We start from the raw sequence: 19,449 nt of genomic DNA on the forward strand, positions 1-19,449 counted from the left end.
CCTCGTGCCGGAGCCCGCGGCACCCCACCGCCCGCACACGCGGCCGCCGGGGCGGGCGGCGCGGTCAGCCCACGTACGGGTAGGCGCGCTTGAGCTCCTGACGGGCCACCGAGCGGAGGTGGACGGCGTCCGGGCCGTCGGCGATCCGCAGGCAGCGGGCCCAGGCGTAGAAGTACGGGAGCACGGTGTCCTCGGTCACCCCCATGCCGCCGAACACCTGGATCGCCCGGTCGATCACCTGGGTCGCCATGTTCGGCGCGGCGACCTTGATCGCGGCGATCTCGGTCCGGGCGCCCTTGGCGCCGTACCGGTCGATGAGCCACGCGGTCTTGTAGACGAGCAGCCGGACCTGGTCGATCTCGATGCGCGACCGGGCGATCGCCTCCTGGACGCTGCTGAAGGACGACAGGTGCTCGCCGAACGCCACCCGGGACTTCGCCCGGTCCACCATCAGCGCCAGCGCCCGCTCCGCCATGCCGATCAGCCGCATCGCGTGGTGGATCCGGCCGGGGCCGAGCCGCGACTGGGCGATCATGAAACCGTCGCCCTCGTTGCCGAGGAGGTTGGCCGCGGGCACGCGCACGTTCTGGAAGAGGATCTCCGCGTGGCCGTGCTGGTCGTGGTAGCCGAAGATCGGCAGGTCGCGCACGATCGTCACCCCGGGCGTGTCCCGGGGCACGAGGATCATGGACTGCTGCCGGTGCGGCTCGGCGCCGGGGTCGGTCTTGCCCATCACGATGAAGACCCGGCAGCGCTCGTCGAGGGCGCCGCTCGTCCACCACTTGCGGCCGTTGATCACGTACTCGTCGCCGTCGCGGACGATCTGCGCCGTGATGTTGGTGGCGTCCGACGACGCCACGTCCGGCTCGGTCATCGCGAACGCCGAGCGGATCTCCCCGGCGAGCAGCGGCTCCAGCCACCGCTTCTTCTGCTCCTCGGTGCCGAAGCGGTAGAGGATCTCCATGTTCCCGGTGTCCGGCGCCTGGCAGTTGATCGCCTCGGGCGCGATCACCGGTGACCACCCGGAGATCTCGGCGATCGGGGCATAGTCGAGGTTCGACAGGCCCGAGATCTCGGGCAGGAAGAGGTTCCACAGCCCGCGCCGCTGCGCCGAGCGCTTCAGCCGCTCGACCACCGGCGGCAGGGCGTGCGGGTCGTGCTCCGCCCGCCACCGGTGGTACTCGGGCTCGGCCGGGAACACCTCCTCCCGCATGAAGTCCCACATCCGGGCGCACAGCTCCTCGGCCTTGGCCGACAGCGCGAAGTCCATCCGGTCCCCCTCTCTCATCCGCTTCGATCGAGCCGGTGGAGGCCTGGCGGGCGTGACGGCCCCGCCGCCATGATCGGGCCATGCCCGGCGCCGGTCACCCGGCCCGGCGCCGGGGTGCCCGGCACCGTGCGACCGCACGGCGATGGGCGGCCCACCACCGTGCGGTCGCACCGGTTCCCGGCGGCCCGCGCCGGGGCCGCCTGCAGTCACCGGCCGCCGCGGGCGGTCCGGTGCCCAAGGTCGTCACGCTCACCTGTTCCGGAGTTCGCGCCGCAGGATCTTGCCCGTGGGCGTCTTCGGCAGCTCGTCGAGGAACTCGATCATCCGCGGGTACTTGTACGCCGCCATCCGGGCCCGGCAGAACTCGATCAGCTCCTCCTCGGTCGCCTGCGCGCCCGGCTTCAACGACACGAAGGCCTTGACCGTCTCGCCGCGGTACTCGTCGGGGACCCCGACCACGGCGGCCTCGCGGACCGCCGGGTGCTCGTAGAGCACGTCCTCGACCTCCCGCGGCCAGACCTTGTACCCGGCCGCGTTGATCATGTCCTTCTTCCGGTCGACGAGGTAGAACCAGCCGTCCTCGTCCATGAACCCGACGTCGCCGGTGCGCAGCTCACCGCCGGGCAGGCTCTCGGCGGTCGCCTCCGGCTTGTTCCAGTAGCCGGGGATCACCTGCGGGCCGGAGGTGACGATCTCGCCGACCTCGCCGGGCGGGAGCTCGCGGCCGTCGTCGCCGACGATCCGCACCACGGTGTTGAACACCGGCACGCCGACGGAGAGCGCGCCGGTGTTCGGGTCGACGGGCGCGCGCCGGCCGAGCGGCACGGCGTGCGACGGCGAGTTGGTCTCGGTCAGCCCGTAGATGTTGTGGATGTAGATGCCGGTCTTCTCCAGGAACGCCTCGGTGACCGCCGGCGGGATCGGCGCCCCGCCCGAGTAGATCATCCGGAACGAGGACCAGTCCTCCTTGGTCACGCCGGGGAGCTGGGAGAGGCTGATGAACACGGTGATCGAGCCGACGGTGAAGGTGGGCCGGTGCTCCCGGATCGCGTCCATCACCACGTTCGGCTCGAACCGGTGCGCGATGATCAGCGGGCAGCCGAGGAGCAGCGCTATCCCGACGTGGCCGACCAGCCCGGTGATGTGGAACAGCGGCGCCACCCCGAGCACGCTGTCCTGCGGGGTGAGGCCCATCCAGTCCCGGTAGGTCTGGCTGTTGAACGCCATGGTGCGGTGGGTGTTCATCGCCCCCTTGGGCACGCCCGTGGTGCCCGAGGTGTAGGTGAGCACCGCGACGTCGTCGCCGCTGGGCCGGACCGGCTCCGGCCGGCGGCCCCGGTACCGGGCGATGAGCTCCTCCAGGTCGAGCGTGCCCTCGTGCCGGGCGCGCACGGTGGAGGCGAAGAGCCGCGGGTCGTCACGGGTCTGCCCGTCGAGCGGCGAGCAGGTGACCACGGTCTCCACCGCGGTCTCGCCGCTCGCGATCACGTCCCGGGCCACCGCCGCGTAGAGCTCCTCCAGGCAGACCAGCGCCTTCGCGCCCGAGTCGGCGAGCAGGTAGGCGAGCTCGCGGTGCTTGTTCATGGGGTTCACCGCGACGGCCGCGCCGCCGAGCTTCCACGCCGCGAGCAGCGCGATCACGAACGCCGGGTTGTTCTGCGTGTAGACGGCGAGCCGGTCGCCCCGGCCGAAGCCGCGCTCGGCGAGGGCGGCGGCGAGCGCGTCCGACCGTTCGTCGAGCTCGGCCAGGGTGAGCGCGCCGTCGAAGTACTTGATCGCGATGCTCTCCGGGGCCCGCCGTACGGACGCCCGGAACAGGTCGAGCATGGTGTCGAACTCGGGGGCGATGTCCGCGGGCACCCCGGCGGAGTAGAGCTTGAGCCAGGGACGCTGCGCGTAGACGCTCATTTGATCACCACGGGGTTGACGGGGGAACCGGCGGCCTTGCGGATCTTCAGCGGGGCGGCGACGTAGAGGAAGGTGTACTGCCCGTCGGCGGCGCAGTCCTCGGCGAGCCGCTCCAGGTCGCAGATCTCGGTGAGCACGACGCCGAGGTTGCGCATGAGCGCGCAGTGCAGGGGCAGGGCCACGCCGTGGTTCGGGTCGATGGTCACCTCGTTGGCGATCGTGTCGGTGACCAGGTTGGGGATCTCCATGTCGGCGAACCACTGGACGAGCTCGGGGCTGTAGACCAGGCCGGGCTCGCAGAAGTCCTCGTAGAACTTCTCGCCCTGCTCGTAGAAGAGCCGCAGGAAGTTCGTGCGGATGATCAGGATGTCGCGCTTCTCGATCGAGGTGCCCTGGGCCTCGGCGCAGGCCATCAGGTCCTCGTGGGTGAAGGTCTCGCCCTTGTCGAGGTTCGTCTTCCCGCGGAAGCGGGCCATGTCGAGGAGGATGCCCCGGCCGACGACGCCGCGCTCGGCGATCGGCTCGACGCTCGCCTTCTCCAGACCGCCGATGGTGGTGCGCGCGTCGTACCCGTTCCAGATCTGCCCGCCGTACCAGACGTGGCCGAGGGCGTCGTACTGGGTGGACCCCTGGAGGAAGGCGTCGATCTTGTCGTCCGCGTAGTGCAGCCCGCCCGGGAACTGCGGGGCGTCGTCGCGGTCCCAGCTCGACTCGTCGAGGATCATGGTCCGCTGGGCCGGGGTACGGCCCGGCCAGACCGGGTCGCCGCTGGGATGCCCGATGACGCGCTGCAGGGTGAAGACCTTGCCCGACCTGATGTGCCGGACGCCGCGGAACACCTCATCGGCGGTGAGGTAGTTCAGCGCGCCGACTTCGTCGTCATCCCCCCATTTCCCCCAGTTCTTCGGAGCGTCGCGGAGCAGTTCCTCCATCGTGGGGATTTCGGTCATGGGGGCACCCCCTCCTGACGAGGCAAACGGATCGTTCACTCGGTCGCCCGCGTGTGGAAGCCAAACTCGCACCGGATTAACTGCACGTCAAGGCTTGATTTTTCGGGATTTATCCGGTGAGGGGATCGACAGGGCTGTGTTCAGCTAGGCTGAACACATGTCCGCAATGGAGGAACGTGGCCGAATCGGCCGGGCCATCCGGCGCGCCCGCCGGGACCGTGGGATCTCCCTGCGGGAGCTCGCCCGGCTCGTGGGGGTGAGCCCGGGCACGATCAGCGCCATCGAGAACGGCAAGACGGGGATCACCATCGCCCGGCTCAGCCGGATCGCCTCGGCGCTCGGCGTCCCGCCCGCCGCCCTGCTCGAGGAGCCGCCCCCGGAGCGCGCCGCGGGCCCGCCGCCGGGCGCCGGGGAGCCCGGGGAGTGGCGGCACTTCGCCCCGCTGCCGATCGACGGGGTGCTCGCCGCGGCGATCCGCTCCTTCGTCGCGACGGGCTACCACGGCGCGAGCATGCGCGACATCGCCCAGCAGGCGAACATGAGCGTCCCCGGGGTCTACCACCACTACCTGAACAAGCAGGAACTGCTGGTGCGGATCCTCGACATCGCCATGCAGGACCTGATCTGGCGGGTGGAACGGGCGCGGGACGAGGGGACCGGGCCGCTGGAGCGGATCGCACTGGTCGTCGAGGCGCTCGCGCTGTTCCACACCCGGCGCAGCGACCTGGCCTTCATCGGGGCGAGCGAGATGCGCAGCCTCGAGCCGGAGAACCGCCGGAAGATCGCCGCGATGCGCGACCACGTCCAGCACGTCCTCGACCGGCTCATCGACGAGGCCGTGGCGGAGGGCCGGGTCGAGGCCGAGGACGCGCGGATGGCCGGCAAGGCGATCGCCACCATGTGCACCAGCCTGCCGAGCTGGTTCCGGATCGGCGGGCCCATGACGCCCGAGGAGATCGCCAAGCAGTACGCGCGGTTCGCGCTGGGCCTGCTCGGGGCGAAGACCGGCGGCTGATCCCGTCGCCCCGGATATCCACGTAAGACATAGGAGAAATCCGGATTACCCCCCACCTTGTGCATTGACGGACGAAGTCCTGCATGATTACCCATGAAGGGCGCCTGACAGCCCGCCAGTCACCGACGTCACAGGAGCCGGGTCGTGACCGCATCGCTCATGGGTCAGCAGCGGTCCCGGGGCGAACTGATCGCCCAGCTCTATGAGCGGCACGCCGCCGGGCTGTTCGCGTACTGCCACGACCAGCTCGGCGACCCCGACTCGGCCTCCGACGCGGTGACCGCCGTGTTCACCCAGATCCCGGCGGCCGAACCGCCCCGCGCCGCGCTGTACGCGCTCGCCCGCCGGGAGATCTTCCGCCGGGACGTGCGCCGCCCGGCCCCCGCGGTCGATTCGGCGATCGACCCGATCGCCTCGCTCATCGACCGGGTGTTCCGCGAGATGCCGCCGCACCAGCGGGAGGCCCTGCTCCTGGCCGCCGTGTGCGGGCTCACCCCCGCCGAGCTCGCCGCCGTGCTCGACGTGGCCCCGGACACCGCCGAACAGCTCACCGCCGGGGCGCGGAACCGGTTCACCCGGTCCCTCCGCGCCGCGGTGACCGCGGCCCGCTCCGCGCCGTACACCCCGCCGGAGCTCATCGCCGCGTACGACGCGCTCGAGATGGCGCGGGTGGAGGACGTGCTCGCCCGGAAACCGTGGCGCCGCCCGACCGCGAGCCTGCGCAACCGGGTGCTCGGCATGACGGGTGACCTGGAGCCGGCCCCGCCCCCGGACCCGCAGTGGTCTGGGACCGGTTCGTGGCCGGCCATCCCGCCGCTCGCCCCGGCCGAGCCCGGCCCGATCACCGGCCCCATCACCGGACCGGTGAGCACGGGGACGGCTCTGGAGCGGGACGAGGCGAAGACCGAGCCGATCCCCAAGGTGAGCGAACCGAGCCCGTCCGGCGGGCGCCGTCGCCGGTCGCGCGCCGCGCCCGCGACCGGCGCCCCGGCCGCGGAGGCGCCCACGGCGTCCGGCCCGCAGACTCAGGAGATCCCGGCCGTGCCGGCTGTCGCGGCCGGTACGGCCCCGGCCGCTCCCGGCGTTCCGGCCCGGGAGACGCCGGCCGTACCCGAACCGCCGGTCCACGGGCTGACGGACGCTCCCCCGCTCTGGACGCGGGACGGCATCGCCGCACCAGGGGCCGCGAACCGGGGCGCCCCGGCGGCACCCGGCACCCCGGCCCGGGAGACCGACCCCGCATCCGGCGGCCCCGCGGAGGCCACGGCCCATGGGGAGCCCCGCCCCAAGGAGGCCGCGGGGGCCGCCCGGGAGACCGTCACCGCCCCGGAGAGCCCGGCACGGGAGACCGCGTCCCGTCCGGAGACCCGCTCCCGGGAGGCCGGGCCCACCGCCACGGAGGACCGGCGGCAGGCCGACGACTCGTTCGACGCGTTCCGCCCCGCCGAACGGAAGGCGTCCACCGCCACGCCCGGCACCGGCGCGCCGGAGGACGCCGCATCGGCCGGGGAACCCGCGCGGAAGCCGGAGAAGACCCGGCGCCGGCCGGATGCGTCGAGCCCGGCCACCGGGAAGGGGCCCGGAGGCCGTGACGCGGACCGCGGCGACGGCGGTACGGCCGGGCAGGAGCGGGTCCGGCCGAAGCGGGAGCGCCACCACGACTGGCTGTGGGAGCTGGCCGGGCTGCTGCTCTGCCTGCTCATCGCCTTCCTCGTGTTCACCCTGGTCCCGGGCTTCACCGGGCCGTAGCGGGTCGACGCCCGGCCGGTGCGCGGCCCATGACGGCGCACGCCGGCCCGCGCCGCCCGAGGCCCCGGCCCGGTGCGGCACCGTACGCGCACCCGGCCCGCGCTCCGCCGGCCGGCGCACCTCCTCGGCGACGTGGACGCCCGGCCCGGGACGAGGCGCCTTCCCCGCCCGGCCCAACCGATCCGGCCCCGAGCGTGCCGAGCCGATCGATCCGGGGGCCGTGTGAAACAGGTTCCGATGGCGAGGCGCGCGGGCCGGCCGTTTCCGGGCGCCATACCCCGGATTAGAACGGTTTCTAATAACGCCCGCGCCGTAACCCACCCGATATCAGTGTGAAACACCCCGAAACGCCTGGTAGGTCGGGGTTCCATGGTGACCGGTCAGTAACCGTCCACACGGCTTTCCGATCAGATAACGTGTTTCTATGCGTGCCTCGCGAGCAGTGGCGGACGCCGCGGTGTCGAAGCCGGAGCGACGGACCGGCACGGACGATCAGCCGGTCGTCAGCGGTTCGCGGGTGCGAAGCCAGCACCAGCGGCGCAGGCGCATCGTCCAGGCCGCCGCGGCGCTCGCCTCGCGCGGCGGGGTCGAGGCCATGCAGATGCGGACGGTCGCCGAGCGGGCCGGCGTCGCCCTCGGCACGCTCTACCGCTACTTCCCGTCCAAGATGGACCTCATCGTGGCGGTGGTGAGCGAGGAGATCGACCTGCTCGAGTCGAGCATCGAGCGCCGGCCGCCGAGCTCCCCCTCCCCCGCCGGGCGCGCCACGGACGTGCTCATGCGCGCGGCACGCGGGCTGATGCGGGAGCCGGAGCTCGCCGACGCCCTGCTCCGGTCGCTCATCACCTCCGAGGTCGGGATGACCTTCAGCGACCGGCTGGCCGCGCTGGTGCTGCGGGCCGCCGGCATCGTTCCGGACAGCGAGCCAACGCCCGAGCAGGTGGCGATCGCCGACGCGCTCGCCAGCTTCTGGGTCCACGAGCTGCTCGAGCTGCTGCGGGGGAACCGCACCTACGACGAGGCACAGCAGCGGATCGAGGCCGTGGCGGCGCGCCTGCTCCCCTGACCCGCGCCGCCCGTCGCGTGAGCCGGCACGCTCCGGGACCGGCTGAGGTACGGCCCGGCACCACGGTGGCGTACGGCCCGCCGCAAGACGGCCCGGCTCGACCGGACCAAGGACCCCGCGCGCATCGGGACCGTGCTGACCTGCCATCCGGCACCACGGAGCCATACCGCCTGCCGACAGAACGACCCTGCTCGACCGGTCTGCCGCAGGATTGGCGGCCGGCCCGGCGGCCGGCCGGCCGTCAGATCCGGCGCCCGCCCCGGCGACCGGCCTGACGGGGACCGGGCACCTGGTCGTGCATCCGGCCCGCCGCACGCCGGACACCCGCCGGCATCCGGTGCCGTGCCCGGGCGCACGATCGCCCTCTCAGCAGTAGGGCGGAGACGGCGCCGTCCGATCGGCGGCTCACCCGCCGGCCCACGCCGCGCGAGGCCCGGACGGCAGGGCACTGAGCGGCGCGGCGCACGGCCCACCGGGCCGGCCCGCTCACCAGGCCAGATCGTGCTCCGGGTCGCGCCCGCTCGAGAGGAGCCGCAGGTCGGACTCGACCATCATCTGGACCAGCTCCTCGAACGAGACCTTGGGCTCCCAGCCGAGCTGGGTCTTCGCCTTCTTCGGGTCGGCGCAGAGCAGGTCCACCTCGGCCGGGCGGTAGAGCGACGGATCGGTGACCACGTAGTCCCGCCAATTGAGGCCGACCGTGGCGAACGCGACCTCCACGAGATCGCGGACCGAGTGCATCCGGCCGGTGCCGATGACGTAGTCCTCGGGCTTCGGCGCGGTGACCATGAGGTGCATGGCGCGGACGAAGTCGCCGGCGAAGCCCCAGTCGCGGCGGGCGTCGAGGTTGCCGAGGCGCAGCTCCTTGGCCATGCCGAGCTTGATCCGCGCGACCCCGAGCGAGACCTTGCGGGTGACGAACTCCACCCCGCGCCGGGGCGACTCGTGGTTGAAGAGGATCCCGGAGACCGCGAACATCCCGTACGACTCGCGGTAGTTCTGGGTGAGGAAGTGCCCGAACGCCTTGGCCACGCCGTACGGGGACCGGGGGTGGAACGGGGTGAGCTCGGTCTGCGGGGTCTCCCGGACCTGCCCGAACATCTCCGACGACGAGGCCTGGTAGAACCGGATCTGCCCGCCGGTGGGGGTACGGGAGGCGGTGATGCCGGAGCAGACCCGGATCGCCTCCAGCATGCGGAGCACCCCCATGCCGGTCACCTCGGCGGTGAGCTCGGCCTGTTCCCAGGACATCGGCACGTAGGAGATCGCGCCGAGGTTGTAGACCTCGTCGGGCTGCACCTTCTCGACGGCGGCGATGAGCGAGCCCTGGTCGAGCAGGTCGCCGCGGATGAGGCGGACGTCTTTGAGCAGCTTGCGCACCCTGGCCACGCGCGGGTTGGCCTGGCCGCGGACGAGGCCCCAGACCTCGTACCCTTCCCTCAGGAGATGCTCGGCGAGATAGGAGCCGTCTTGACCGGTGATGCCGGTAAGCAGCGCGCGCCTGGCCAACGGTTCCTCCTGTTGTGCCGCAAGTTGTCTTGTGAGGCGAATGTACCGCCTTGACCCTCTCTCGCCGAGGGGGCACGTGGTGACCAGCCCTTGTAGAACGTGTTATACCGAATATGATTCGACTACATTAATGGTGCTGGTATGTCACGGTATGCCCCATGTGGTTAGCCATTTCACGACTCTTCGGATCTCTGGGTGAATGGTAGGGTTCACGGGCGACCCATGTGGGCACGGCGGGAAAGGGGTACCTCTTGACGGAGAGGCTGCGAGTCGCCCTGCTCTCCTATCGCAGCAAGCCCACATGCGGCGGCCAAGGGGTGTACCTGCGCCATATCAGCCGTGAGCTCGTCGCGCTGGGACACCACGTCGAGGTCTTCTCCGGCCAGCCGTACCCCGAGCTCGAGGACGGGGTGATCCTCAACAAGGTCCCCAGCCTGGACCTCTACCGTGACGACGACCCCTTCCGCACCCCCAAGCGCGAGGAGTACCGCGACTGGATCGACCGCCTCGAGTACATCACCATGCGGCTCGGCGGCTTCCCCGAGCCGCTCACCTTCAGCCTCCGCGCGTACCGGGAGCTGAAGAAGCGGATCGGCGACTTCGACGTGGTGCACGACAACCAGACCCTCGGCTACGGCCTGCTCGGCATCAAGCGGCACTTCCCGGTCGTCGGCACCATCCACCACCCGATCAGCGTGGACCGGCGGATCGAGCTCGCCAACGCCACCGGCTGGCGGAAGCTCTCCCTGCGCCGCTGGTACGGGTTCGTGCGGATGCAGAGCCGCGTCGCCCCCCGGCTCAACCCCATCCTCACCGTCAGCGAGTCATCGCTCCTCGACATCCACCGCGACTTCAACGTGCCCCAGTCCGCCATGCGGCTGGTCCCGCTCGGCGTGGACACCCGCTACTTCCACCCCCGGCCGGACCTGCCGCGGCGCCCCGGCTCGATCATCGCCGTGGCGAGCGCCGACTCGCCCATGAAGGGCGTCTCCGTGCTGCTGCGGTCGGTCGCCAAGCTCGCCACCGAGCGGGACGTCCACCTCACCGTGGTGAGCAAGCCATCGCCCGACGGGCCGACCGAGCGGCTCGTCGGCGAGCTCTCGCTCCACGACCGGGTGCGGTTCGTCCACGGGATCTCCGACCAGGAGCTCGCCGAGCTGATCGCGACCTCGGAGATCGCGGTCGTCCCCTCCCTGTACGAGGGGTTCTCCCTCCCCGCGGTCGAGCACATGGCCTGCGGCACGCCGCTGGTGGCCTCGCGGACCGGGGCGCTGCCCGAGGTGGTCGGCGACGCGGCGGTACTGGTCACCCCGGGCGACACCGAGGAGCTCACCGCCGTGCTGCGCCGCCTGCTCGACTCGCCTGAGGAGCGCGCCGAGCTCAGCCGCAAGGGCCACGAGCGCGTCATGGAGCGCTATGCGTGGCCGGCGGTGGCCCGGCGCACCGTGGAGGTCTACCGGGAGGCCATCGCGGCCCACGCCGCCCGCTGACCCACCCCGAGCACGGATCACGATCACGAAAGGTAGGGCGAGTGCTGACCGTCGACTTCGACCGGCTGCCCGTAGGGCCGGGGAACCGGGTTCTCGACCTGGGTGCCGGGGGTGGCCGGCACGCCTTCGAAGTGCTGCGCCGGGGCGCCGACGTGGTCGCGTTCGACATGAACGCCGAGGAGCTGGCCGGCGTGCGCGCGATGTTCGCCGCGATGGTGAAGGAGGGGCAGGTCCCGCCCGGCGCCAGCGGCGACACGGTGGTCGGCGACGCGCTCGCCATGCCCTTCCCGGACGCCAGCTTCGACCGGGTGATCGCCGCCGAGGTGCTCGAGCACATCCCGGACGACATGACCGCGATGCGGGAGATCGTCCGGGTGCTCAAGCCCGGCGGCCTGGTCGCCGTCACCGTGCCGAGCTTCCTCCCCGAGCGCATCTGCTGGGCGCTCTCCGAGGAGTACCACACGGCCCCCGGCGGGCACGTCCGGATCTACACGCTCGCCGAGCTGAAGGCCAAGCTGAAGGCCTGCGGCCTCCGGGTGGGCCCGCACCACTACGCCCACGGCCTGCACTCGCCGTACTGGTGGATCAAGTGCGCCGTCGGGGTGAAGAACGACGACCACCCGCTCGCCAAGGCCTACCATGAGCTCCTCGTGTGGGACATCGTGAAACGGCCCCGGATCACCCGGCTGGCCGAGGCAGTGCTCAACCCGCTCATCGGCAAGAGCGTGGTGGTCTACGCCCGGAAGCCGGCATGAGGCGGCTTCCGGAGGTCGGCGGCATCATCACCGCCGAGCAGGTGCTGCAGACCGCGGAGAGCATCGCCGCCATCCAGGAGCCGGACGGCGGGGTGCCGTGGCCGGAGGGCCACGTCGACGCGTGGAACCATATCGAGTGCCTCATGGCGCTCACCGTCGCCGGGCTGACCGAGGAGGCCCGGAAGGGCTTCGACTGGCTGGTACGGCACCAGCGCCCGGACGGCTCCTGGCCGCGGAAGCTCGTCCGCGGCGAGCCGGTGGAGACGGCCGGCGAGTCGAACCACGCGGCGTACATCGCGGTCGGGGTCTGGCACGACCTGCTGATCACCGGGGACGAGGACTTCGCCCGCCGGATGTGGCCGACCGTGGTCCGCGCCCTCGACTTCGTGGTCGGGCTGCAGACCCGCCGCGGGGAGATCCTCTGGCTGCGCGAGCCCGACGGGACCCCGGCCGACTATGCGCTGCTCACCGGGTCGTCCTCGATCTACCAGGGGCTGCGCTGCGGCGCGCTGCTCGCCGAACGGCTCGGCGACCCCCAGCCGGACTGGGAGGTCGCCGCGGACCGGCTCGGGCACGTGATCGCGCACCACCCGGAGGCGTTCGCCGACAAGAGCCGGTTCGCCATGGACTGGTACTACCCGGTCCTCGGCGGCGCGGTCCGCGGGGAGGCGGCCCACCAGCGGCTCGACGAGGGGTGGGCGACGTTCGTGGTGCCCGGGCTCGGCGTCCGCTGCGTCTCCGACCAGCCGTGGGTGACCGGCGCGGAGTCCTGCGAGCTCGTGCTCGCCCTCGACGCGGTGGGCCGCCGGGAGGAGGCCCTGCGGGTCTTCGCCGACATGCAGCACCTGCGGCACGAGGACGGCTCCTACTGGACCGGCTGGCAGTTCGTGAACCGGCGGCACTTCCCCCACGAGCGCTCCGGGTACACCGCGGCCGCGGTGATCCTCGCGGCCGACGCCCTGGCCCGGGCGACCCCGGCCTCGGGCCTGTTCCGGGACGCGGGAGGCCACCTGGTCCGCGCCGTGGGCGAGTGCGGGTGCGAGATCGCCCGCGCCTGAGGCCGGGCCGGCTCGGCCGAAGAGGCCGGTCAGCCGAAGAGGCCGGTCAGCCGAAGAGGCCGGCTCAGCGGAGGGGCCGGATCAGCCGAAGGGCCGGTCCGTGCGCTCCAGGACGCGGAGCGAGCCCACCACGCGGACCTCTTTGAACGCGCCGGAGGCGAGCGCGCGGAGGTAGACGCGGTAGGGGGCCTGGCCGCCGTCGGCGGGGTCGGGGTAGATGTCGTGGAAGACCAGGGCCCCGCCCTCGATCACGTGCGGCGCCCAGCCCTCGTAGTCCTGGGTGACCGGCTCCTCCGAGTGGCCGCCGTCGATGAACAGCACGGCGAGCGGGGTGTTCCAGTACCGCGCCACGGTGGCCGAGTCGCCGACGATCGCGATCACCTCGTTCTCCAGGCCGGCGGCCTCGATCGTCTCCCGGAAGAACGGCAGGGAGTCCATCCGGCCGGTCCGCGGGTTCACCAGCTCGGGGTCGTGGTGCGGCCACCCCGGCTGTATCTCCTCCGAGCCCCGGTGGTGGTCGACGGTGAACACCACCGTGCCGGCCAGGCGCGCCCCGGCGCCGAGGTACACGGCCGACTTGCCGCAGTAGGTGCCGATCTCGCAGATCGGCCCGCGGGAGCCGTACGCCCGGGCGACCTCGAACAGGGCGAGCCCTTCCTCGGGCGGCATGAAGCCCTTGACCCGTTCCGCGACCTCGCGGAGCTCGGCGGGCATCGTCACGGGCGTCTCCCCCTTTCCCCTAGGCCGGTTCGATCGGCGCGTGGCGGTCTTGATCGCGCGCCGTCCGCTGGCGACGATCGCTCTTGTCCGCAGTCCTGGAACATGTTCTACTTCACATCGTCGGCGACCGGCGAGGCGGCCGGGCCCTTCCGCGGAGGACCGGCCGGCCGAGCCGCGGGACCGGCCACCGGAGGAGCCCACATGAAGATCAAGGTCAACTACGAAGCCTGCGAGGCCAACGGCGTCTGCATGGGCCTCGTGCCCGAGGTGTTCCACCTCGACGAGGAGGACCAGCTCCACGTGCTCATGCCGGAACCTCCCGCCGAACTGCTCGACCGCGTCCGCCACGCGGTGCGGTCCTGCCCCAAGGCCGCGCTCTCGCTCGAGTGAGGCCCCCAAGGCCGCTCTCGCCCGAGCGAGGGCCGGATGCCCCCCCAGCGAACCATGCGACGAGAGGGAGGTCGCGCATGCGCGGCGCGCTCTTACACCAGGTCGGGGACGACACGCTCGACATCCGTGACGACTTCACCCTCACCCCGGTCGGCCCCACCGATGTGCGGGTGCGCATCCGGGCGACCGGGGTCTGCCATTCCGATCTGTCGGTGATGACGGGCGTGCTGCCCATGCCGCTGCCGGTGCTCCCCGGCCACGAGGGCGCCGGCGAGGTGGTGGAGGTGGGCGACCACGTCACCTCCGTGCGCCCGGGCGACCACGTCATCATCAACTGGACGCCCGCCTGCGGTGACTGCACCTACTGCATCGGCGGCCAGCCCACCCTGTGCACCACGTTCCTGGCGAAGAGCTTCCGGGAGCCGCGGTTCCGCTTCGACGGCGACCGGCCCGCGTACGGCATGGCGGGGTGCGGTACCTGGGCGGAGGAGATCGTCATCCCCTGGCAGGGCGCGATCAAGATCGACCCCGGCGTGCCGTTCGAGATCGCCGCGCTGATCGGGTGCGGGGTGACCACCGGCCTCGGCGCGGTGGTCAACACCGTGAAGGTGCGCCCGGGGTCGACCGTGGCGGTGGTCGGCTGCGGCGGGGTCGGCCTCTCGGTGATCCAGGGGGCCCGGATCGCGGGGGCGGCCACGATCCTCGCCATCGACCCCCTGGAGTCCAAGCACGCGCTCGCCAAGAAGGTCGGCGCCACCCACGCCTGCACCCCGGACCAGCTCCCCGACGCGATCCAGACCCTCACCGGCGGGCTCGGCTTCGACTACGGCTTCGAGGTGGTCGGCAAGTCGGCGGCGATCATGACCGCCTGGCAGGCGACCCGGCGCGGCGGCGACGTGGTCATCGTGGGCGCCGGGGCCATGGACGACATGGTGCAGCTCTCCGCCTTCCAGCTCCTCTTCGACGGCAAGAACATCCTCAGCTCGCTGTACGGCGACGCCGACGTGCGCCGGGACTTCCCGCGGTTCGCGCGGATGTACCAGGCGGGGCTGCTCGACCTCGACAGCATGATCAGCGCCCGGATCACGCTCGACGACCTCAACGACGCCGTGGCCGCGCTGCGGAGCGGTGAGGTGCTCCGCCAGGTCGTGGTCTTCGACTGACCGGCCGGGGCGGACGGGCGGGTCCGGCGCTCCGGCCCGGGGATTTCCGGGCCGGAGCGGGTAGCCCGTCACAACGTGCAGACCTTCCTGCCCTACCCGGGCTTCGCCGCCACCGCGCGCGTCCTCGACCTGCGCCGCCTCGGCCGGCAGCGGGTCGAGGCGCTGATGGTGCTCCGCGCCCTCACCGTCCCCGGGTACGGCTGGCAGCACCACCCCGCGGTGCGGATGTGGGAGGGGTACGAGGAGGCGCTGGCCCGCTACGGGCTGGAGATCTGCGCGGCATGGGCCGCCCTGGGCCACACCGACACCTGTGCGGCCGCGATCTGCGACCGGCTCCGCGCCGACTTCGGCATCGCCGCGCCCCGGACCCAGGCCGAGCTGGGCGCGGCCGGCGATCTTCCTCCGTGGCTGGGCGACCCGGCCTTCCACCGCAGCCACCGCTCCGCGCTGCTCCGCAAGAACCCCGGCCACTACCGGCGGTACTTCCCGGACGACCCGGACGACCTGCCCTACGTCTGGCCGCTCTCCGACCGGCCGCGCTCGCGCCCGCGCGCCGGCGGGTGACGGCGCGGGCCGGCGCCCGGGGATGACCGCCGGGGCGTGCCAAGGACCGGGCCGTGCCGCCGGGCCGCCGCGCGCGGACCGGCGGCACGGCCGTGGCAGAGGACGGCATCCCGGCGAGCCCCGGCCGTGGCGCCGCGGCGCGTCTCCCCGGGCGGGACAAGGCCCGGCCCCGCGACAGGGGCCTCCCGGGCCGGGCCCCGGGCCCGGCCGGGGCCGGGACGGGCCGAGAGCGCTCAACCGGGCCGAGGACGCCCGGTCGGCCGGCCGGGCCGGGGCGGCACCGGGGCGCCCGCCGGGCCGCGGGGAGGCCGGCCACGGCCCACGGCGGGCGCCGCACGCCGGGAGGCGTCCGCTCAGGACCGGGGGCGCGCCCGGTCGGGACGGGCGGCGCGCCCGGTCGGCGGCGAGGAGAACGCCGGGGACACCCCGGTCAGGACGAGCCGGGGACCCCCGGTCAGGACGAGGAGAACGCGGCGTCGAACGCGGCCGCCGGCGGGGTGATCGCGTTGAGGCGGCGGATGAACTCGAGCGCCTCCGGCGCGCCCTGCAGCCGGTCCATCCCGGCGTCCTCCCACTCGATGGAGATCGGGCCGTCGTAGCCGATGGCGTTGAGCGCGCGGAAGCACTCCTCCCACGGCACGTCGCCCCGCCCGGTGGAGACGAAGTCCCACCCGCGCCGCGGGTCCGCCCACGGCAGGTGGGAGGAGAGCCGCCCGCGCCGGCCGTTCCCCACCCGCACCTTGGCGTCCTTGCAGTCCACGTGGTAGATCCGGTCGGCGAAGTCGAGGATGAACCCGGCCGGGTCGATGTCCTGCCAGACCATGTGCGAGGGGTCCCAGTTCAGGCCGAAGGCGGGCCGCCGCCCGATCGCCTCCAGCGTCCGCACGGTGGTCTCGTAGTCGTAGGCGATCTCGCTCGGGTGCACCTCGAGGGCGAACCTCACCCCGACCTCGTCGAACACGTCGAGGATCGGGTTCCACCGGTCGGCGAAGTCCCGGTAGCCCGCCTCGATCATCGACGGGGGCACCGGCGGGAACATCGCCACCGTGTGCCAGATCGACGACCCGGTGAACCCCACCACGGTGGAGACGCCGAGCCGGGCCGCCGCCCGCGCGGTGTTCTTCATCTCCTCGGCCGCGCGCCGCCGTACCTCCTCCGGGTCACCGGAGCCCCAGACGCGCGCGGGCAGGATCGCCTTGTGCCGCTCGTCGATCGGGTGGTCGCAGACCGCCTGGCCGACGAGGTGGTTGGAGATCGCCCACACGCCGAGGTTGTACTTGGCGAGCACCTCCCGCTTGCGCTCCACGTAGGAGTCGTCGGTGAGGGCCTTCTCGACGTCGAAGTGGTCGCCCCAGCAGGCGATCTCCAGGCCGTCGTAGCCCCACTCCGCGGCGAGCCGGCAGACCTCCTCGAACGGCAGGTCCGCCCACTGGCCGGTGAACAGCGTGATCGGTCGCGTCATGGTCACACCCGCTTTCCGGTGGGCCGGTCAGGTTCACAGGTCGGTCCAGCGCGAGCCGTTCGCCGCGCTCTCCTCGACGGCGGCGAGCACCCGCTGCACCTGCAGGCCGTCCTCGAACGACGGCGACGGGTCGGTCCCGGTGGCGATCGCCTCCAGGAAGTCCTTCACCTCGTGGACGAAGGTGTGCTCGTAGCCCAGGCCGTGGCCCGGCGGCCACCAGGCGCCCGCGTAGGGGTGGTGCGGCTCGGTGGCGAGGATCCGCCGGAACCCGGCGTCGGGCTCGGTCGCGTCGCAGAACCACAGCTCGTTCATGGCCTCGAAGTCGAAGGCGAGGCTGCCGAGCGAGCCGTTGACCTCGATCCGGAGCGCGTTCTTGCGGCCGGTGGCGAACCGGGTGGCCTCGAACGAGCCGAGCGCCCCGCCGTCGAACCGGCCGATGAACAGGGCGGCGTCATCGACCGTGACCGGCCCCTTGGCCCCGGTACGGCTCTCGCCGGCCAGGCCGCTCGACTCCTCGGCGAGCGGCCGCTCCTTGATGAAGGTCTCGGTGAGGGCCGACACCCCGGTGAGGCGCTGGCCGGTGATGTACTGGGCCAGGTCGATGATGTGCGCCCCGATGTCGCCGAGCGCCCCCGAGCCGGCCTTCTCCTTCTGCAGCCGCCAGACCAGGGGGAACTCCGGGTCGACGATCCAGTCCTGCAGGTACTGCGCGCGGACGTGCCGGATCTCCCCGAGCCGCCCTTCGGCGACGTACCGCCGGGCGAGGGCGACGGCCGGGACGCGGCGGTAGTTGAAGGCGACCATGGCGCGCACGCCCTTGGCCGCCGCCCGCCGGGCGGCCTCGGCCATGGCCTCGGCCTCGGCCACGGTGTTGGCGAGCGGCTTCTCGCAGAGCACGTGCTTGCCGGCGTCGAGCGCGGCGATGGCGATCTCGGCGTGGGAGTCGCCCGGCGTGCAGATGTCCACGATCGCGATGTCGTCCCGCTCGACGATCCGCCGCCAGTCCGTCTCCACGGACGCCCAGCCGAGCCGGGCGGCCGCGGCGGCCGCCTTCTCCGCGGAGCGGCCGCCCAGCGCGGTCATGACCGGCCTGACCGGCAGGTCGAATATCGCGCTTACCCCACGCCACGCCTGCGAGTGGACGCGCCCCATGAACGCGTACCCGACCATGCCGACCCCGAGCGCCGGCCTGTTGTCCATCACGTGATCTCCCCCAGATCAGGATTCGAATCCGAGCGGCAGGTACTTGTCGACGTTCTCCCTGGTCACGGTCTCCGAGGCGAGCGTGATCGACTGCGGGACCTCGTTCTCGACCAGGTCGCTCATGCCCTTGCCCTGGGCGATCAGCCGGGCGATCTTGATCGCCGACCCGGCCATGGTGGGGCTGTAGGTGACCGTCGCCTCCAGCACGCTCGTGCCGGACTTGATCTCCCGCATCGCGTTCGCCGACCCGGCGCCGCCGACCATGAAGAACTCGTTCCGGCCCGCCTCCTTGATCGCGGCGAGCACGCCGACGCCCTGGTCGTCGTCGTGGTTCCAGATCGCGTCGATCTTCTTGTGCGCCTGGAGCAGGTTGCTCGCGACCTGGGTGCCGGACTCCACGGTGAACTTGGCGTCCTGCTGGTCGGTGACGCTGTAGCCGTACGTGCGGAGCGCGTCGGCGAATCCCTTGCTGCGCTCCTGGGTGAGCGGGAGCGTGGCGATGCCCTGGATCTCCAGGATCACCGGGTCGGTCACGCCCTTTTCCTTGAGCTTCTTGCCGATGTAGTGACCGGCGGCCACGCCCATGCCGTAGTTGTCGCCGCCGATCCAGGTGCGGTACGAGAGCTTGTCCGGGAAGATCCGGTCGAGGTTGACGACCGGGATCCCCGCCTCCATGGCCTTGCGGGCGACCTGGTTGAGCTGCTCGCCGTCGTTCGGCAGGATCACCAGGACGTCGACCTTGGCCTGGATCAGCGACTCGACCGCCGAGATCTGCTGGTTGATGTCGTTGGTCGGCTCGACCGGCCGGAACTCCACGTCCGGGTACCGCTTCGCCATCTCCTCGGCGTTCTTCGCGATCGCCGCGATCCACCCGTGGTCGGCCGCGGGCGCGGAGAACCCGATCACGACCTTGGGGCCCGGCTGGTCGTTGTCGGTGCCCGCCAGGGCGGCCTGCTGGGCCGGGGTGGACGAGCTCTGCGCGGGCTCATTGCCGGTGCAGGCGGTGAGCAGGGCACCGGCGCCGACGGCGGCTCCGCCGAGCAGGAAGCCGCGCCGGCCGAGGGGGCGGTGCAGGGACACGAGAATCCCTCCTTCGGGTCGGGGGGTGCAGGGGAAACCCGTTGGTACGGAGTCGGTCCGCGGTGATCGAGCGGGGAAGTCCGCGGTGATCGAGCGG

17 protein-coding genes are annotated in these 19,449 nt (G+C 72.3%); 9 read left to right on the forward strand and 8 right to left on the reverse strand.

Features of this window, described 5'->3' with window-relative positions:
- Positions 1-64: 64 nt before the first annotated feature.
- From TBIS_RS14210 to TBIS_RS14220, 3 genes are all read right to left on the reverse strand, one after another.
- Positions 65-1,270 (reverse strand): acyl-CoA dehydrogenase family protein, encoded by a 1,206-nt coding sequence (locus TBIS_RS14210; protein ID WP_013133098.1) that lies wholly within the window; start codon positions 1,268-1,270, stop codon positions 65-67.
- Between the two features lie 249 nt (positions 1,271-1,519).
- A complete protein-coding gene (locus tag TBIS_RS14215; RefSeq protein WP_013133099.1) occupies positions 1,520-3,178 on the reverse strand; it encodes a class I adenylate-forming enzyme family protein in 1,659 nt (552 codons plus the stop codon).
- Entirely contained in the window at positions 3,175-4,128 is a 954-nt protein-coding gene (locus tag TBIS_RS14220; RefSeq protein WP_013133100.1) for a cyclase family protein, read from the reverse strand. The genes TBIS_RS14215 and TBIS_RS14220 overlap by 4 nt, the downstream gene beginning before the upstream one ends.
- 157 nt (positions 4,129-4,285) lie before the next feature.
- Between TBIS_RS14220 and TBIS_RS14225 the strand changes: the two genes are divergently transcribed.
- From TBIS_RS14225 to TBIS_RS14235, 3 genes are all read left to right on the forward strand, one after another.
- Positions 4,286-5,143: a TetR-type transcription factor C-terminal domain-containing protein gene (locus TBIS_RS14225; RefSeq protein ID WP_013133101.1), complete on the forward strand. Its 858-nt coding sequence runs from the start codon at positions 4,286-4,288 to the stop codon at positions 5,141-5,143.
- Positions 5,144-5,287: 144 nt separating this feature from the next.
- A complete protein-coding gene (locus tag TBIS_RS14230; RefSeq protein ID WP_013133102.1) occupies positions 5,288-6,892 on the forward strand; it encodes a sigma factor-like helix-turn-helix DNA-binding protein in 1,605 nt (534 codons plus the stop codon).
- Positions 6,893-7,316: 424 nt separating this feature from the next.
- Positions 7,317-7,958: a TetR family transcriptional regulator gene (locus TBIS_RS14235; protein WP_013133103.1), complete on the forward strand. Its 642-nt coding sequence runs from the start codon at positions 7,317-7,319 to the stop codon at positions 7,956-7,958.
- A 486-nt stretch (positions 7,959-8,444) separates the two neighbouring features.
- Here the strand turns inward: TBIS_RS14235 and TBIS_RS14240 are convergent, their stop codons facing one another.
- Complete coding sequence (locus TBIS_RS14240; protein ID WP_013133104.1) at positions 8,445-9,467, reverse strand: GDP-mannose 4,6-dehydratase; 1,023 nt, start codon at positions 9,465-9,467, stop codon at positions 8,445-8,447.
- 251 nt (positions 9,468-9,718) lie between these two features.
- Here TBIS_RS14240 and TBIS_RS14245 point away from each other — a divergent pair, with 251 nt between their 5' ends.
- The 3 genes from TBIS_RS14245 to TBIS_RS14255 are packed head-to-tail and all read left to right on the forward strand — an operon-like array spanning position 9,719 to position 12,770.
- Positions 9,719-10,957 (forward strand): glycosyltransferase family 4 protein, encoded by a 1,239-nt coding sequence (locus TBIS_RS14245; protein WP_041431621.1) that lies wholly within the window; start codon positions 9,719-9,721, stop codon positions 10,955-10,957.
- Between the two features lie 41 nt (positions 10,958-10,998).
- Complete coding sequence (locus tag TBIS_RS14250; protein ID WP_013133106.1) at positions 10,999-11,712, forward strand: class I SAM-dependent methyltransferase; 714 nt, start codon at positions 10,999-11,001, stop codon at positions 11,710-11,712.
- Positions 11,709-12,770 (forward strand): glycoside hydrolase family 15 protein, encoded by a 1,062-nt coding sequence (locus tag TBIS_RS14255; protein ID WP_013133107.1) that lies wholly within the window; start codon positions 11,709-11,711, stop codon positions 12,768-12,770. The genes TBIS_RS14250 and TBIS_RS14255 overlap by 4 nt, the downstream gene beginning before the upstream one ends.
- Positions 12,771-12,851: 81 nt before the next feature.
- On the opposite strand, the gene TBIS_RS14260 is transcribed toward TBIS_RS14255, so the two are convergent.
- Entirely contained in the window at positions 12,852-13,484 is a 633-nt protein-coding gene (locus TBIS_RS14260; protein ID WP_013133108.1) for a class I SAM-dependent methyltransferase, read from the reverse strand.
- Positions 13,485-13,691: 207 nt separating this feature from the next.
- Between TBIS_RS14260 and TBIS_RS14265 the strand changes: the two genes are divergently transcribed.
- The 3 genes from TBIS_RS14265 (at position 13,692) to TBIS_RS14275 (ending at position 15,607) form a co-directional block, all read left to right on the forward strand.
- Positions 13,692-13,880 (forward strand): ferredoxin, encoded by a 189-nt coding sequence (locus tag TBIS_RS14265; RefSeq protein WP_013133109.1) that lies wholly within the window; start codon positions 13,692-13,694, stop codon positions 13,878-13,880.
- A 77-nt stretch (positions 13,881-13,957) separates the two neighbouring features.
- The gene (locus TBIS_RS14270) at positions 13,958-15,043 is read left to right on the forward strand and encodes an alcohol dehydrogenase catalytic domain-containing protein (protein ID WP_013133110.1); all 1,086 of its coding nucleotides are present in this window, start codon (positions 13,958-13,960) and stop codon (positions 15,041-15,043) included.
- A 75-nt stretch (positions 15,044-15,118) separates the two neighbouring features.
- Positions 15,119-15,607: an MSMEG_6728 family protein gene (locus TBIS_RS14275; protein WP_013133111.1), complete on the forward strand. Its 489-nt coding sequence runs from the start codon at positions 15,119-15,121 to the stop codon at positions 15,605-15,607.
- 454 nt (positions 15,608-16,061) lie between these two features.
- Here TBIS_RS14275 and TBIS_RS14280 read toward each other — a convergent pair whose 3' ends face one another.
- The 3 genes from TBIS_RS14280 to TBIS_RS14290 are packed head-to-tail and all read right to left on the reverse strand — an operon-like array spanning position 16,062 to position 19,352.
- Positions 16,062-17,069, reverse strand: coding sequence for a sugar phosphate isomerase/epimerase family protein (locus TBIS_RS14280; RefSeq protein ID WP_013133112.1), 1,008 nt, complete (start codon positions 17,067-17,069; stop codon positions 16,062-16,064).
- A 33-nt stretch (positions 17,070-17,102) separates the two neighbouring features.
- Positions 17,103-18,269, reverse strand: coding sequence for a Gfo/Idh/MocA family protein (locus TBIS_RS14285; RefSeq protein WP_013133113.1), 1,167 nt, complete (start codon positions 18,267-18,269; stop codon positions 17,103-17,105).
- Positions 18,270-18,287: 18 nt separating this feature from the next.
- Entirely contained in the window at positions 18,288-19,352 is a 1,065-nt protein-coding gene (locus tag TBIS_RS14290) for an ABC transporter substrate-binding protein (protein ID WP_013133114.1), read from the reverse strand.
- Positions 19,353-19,449: the final 97 nt, after the last annotated feature.

Source organism: Thermobispora bispora DSM 43833 (assembly GCF_000092645.1).
Classification (GTDB): domain Bacteria; phylum Actinomycetota; class Actinomycetes; order Streptosporangiales; family Streptosporangiaceae; genus Thermobispora; species Thermobispora bispora.

Coding starts and splice junctions, on each gene's coding strand:
- TBIS_RS14210 (WP_013133098.1), bottom strand. CDS start 1,270: ATGGACTTCGCGCTGTCGGCCAAGGCCGAGGAGCTGTGCGCCCGGATG.
- TBIS_RS14215 (WP_013133099.1), bottom strand. CDS start 3,178: ATGAGCGTCTACGCGCAGCGTCCCTGGCTCAAGCTCTACTCCGCCGGG.
- TBIS_RS14220 (WP_013133100.1), bottom strand. CDS start 4,128: ATGACCGAAATCCCCACGATGGAGGAACTGCTCCGCGACGCTCCGAAG.
- TBIS_RS14225 (WP_013133101.1), top strand. CDS start 4,286: ATGTCCGCAATGGAGGAACGTGGCCGAATCGGCCGGGCCATCCGGCGC.
- TBIS_RS14235 (WP_013133103.1), top strand. CDS start 7,317: ATGCGTGCCTCGCGAGCAGTGGCGGACGCCGCGGTGTCGAAGCCGGAG.
- TBIS_RS14255 (WP_013133107.1), top strand. CDS start 11,709: ATGAGGCGGCTTCCGGAGGTCGGCGGCATCATCACCGCCGAGCAGGTG.
- TBIS_RS14260 (WP_013133108.1), bottom strand. CDS start 13,484: ATGCCCGCCGAGCTCCGCGAGGTCGCGGAACGGGTCAAGGGCTTCATG.
- TBIS_RS14265 (WP_013133109.1), top strand. CDS start 13,692: ATGAAGATCAAGGTCAACTACGAAGCCTGCGAGGCCAACGGCGTCTGC.
- TBIS_RS14270 (WP_013133110.1), top strand. CDS start 13,958: ATGCGCGGCGCGCTCTTACACCAGGTCGGGGACGACACGCTCGACATC.
- TBIS_RS14280 (WP_013133112.1), bottom strand. CDS start 17,069: ATGACGCGACCGATCACGCTGTTCACCGGCCAGTGGGCGGACCTGCCG.
- TBIS_RS14285 (WP_013133113.1), bottom strand. CDS start 18,269: ATGGACAACAGGCCGGCGCTCGGGGTCGGCATGGTCGGGTACGCGTTC.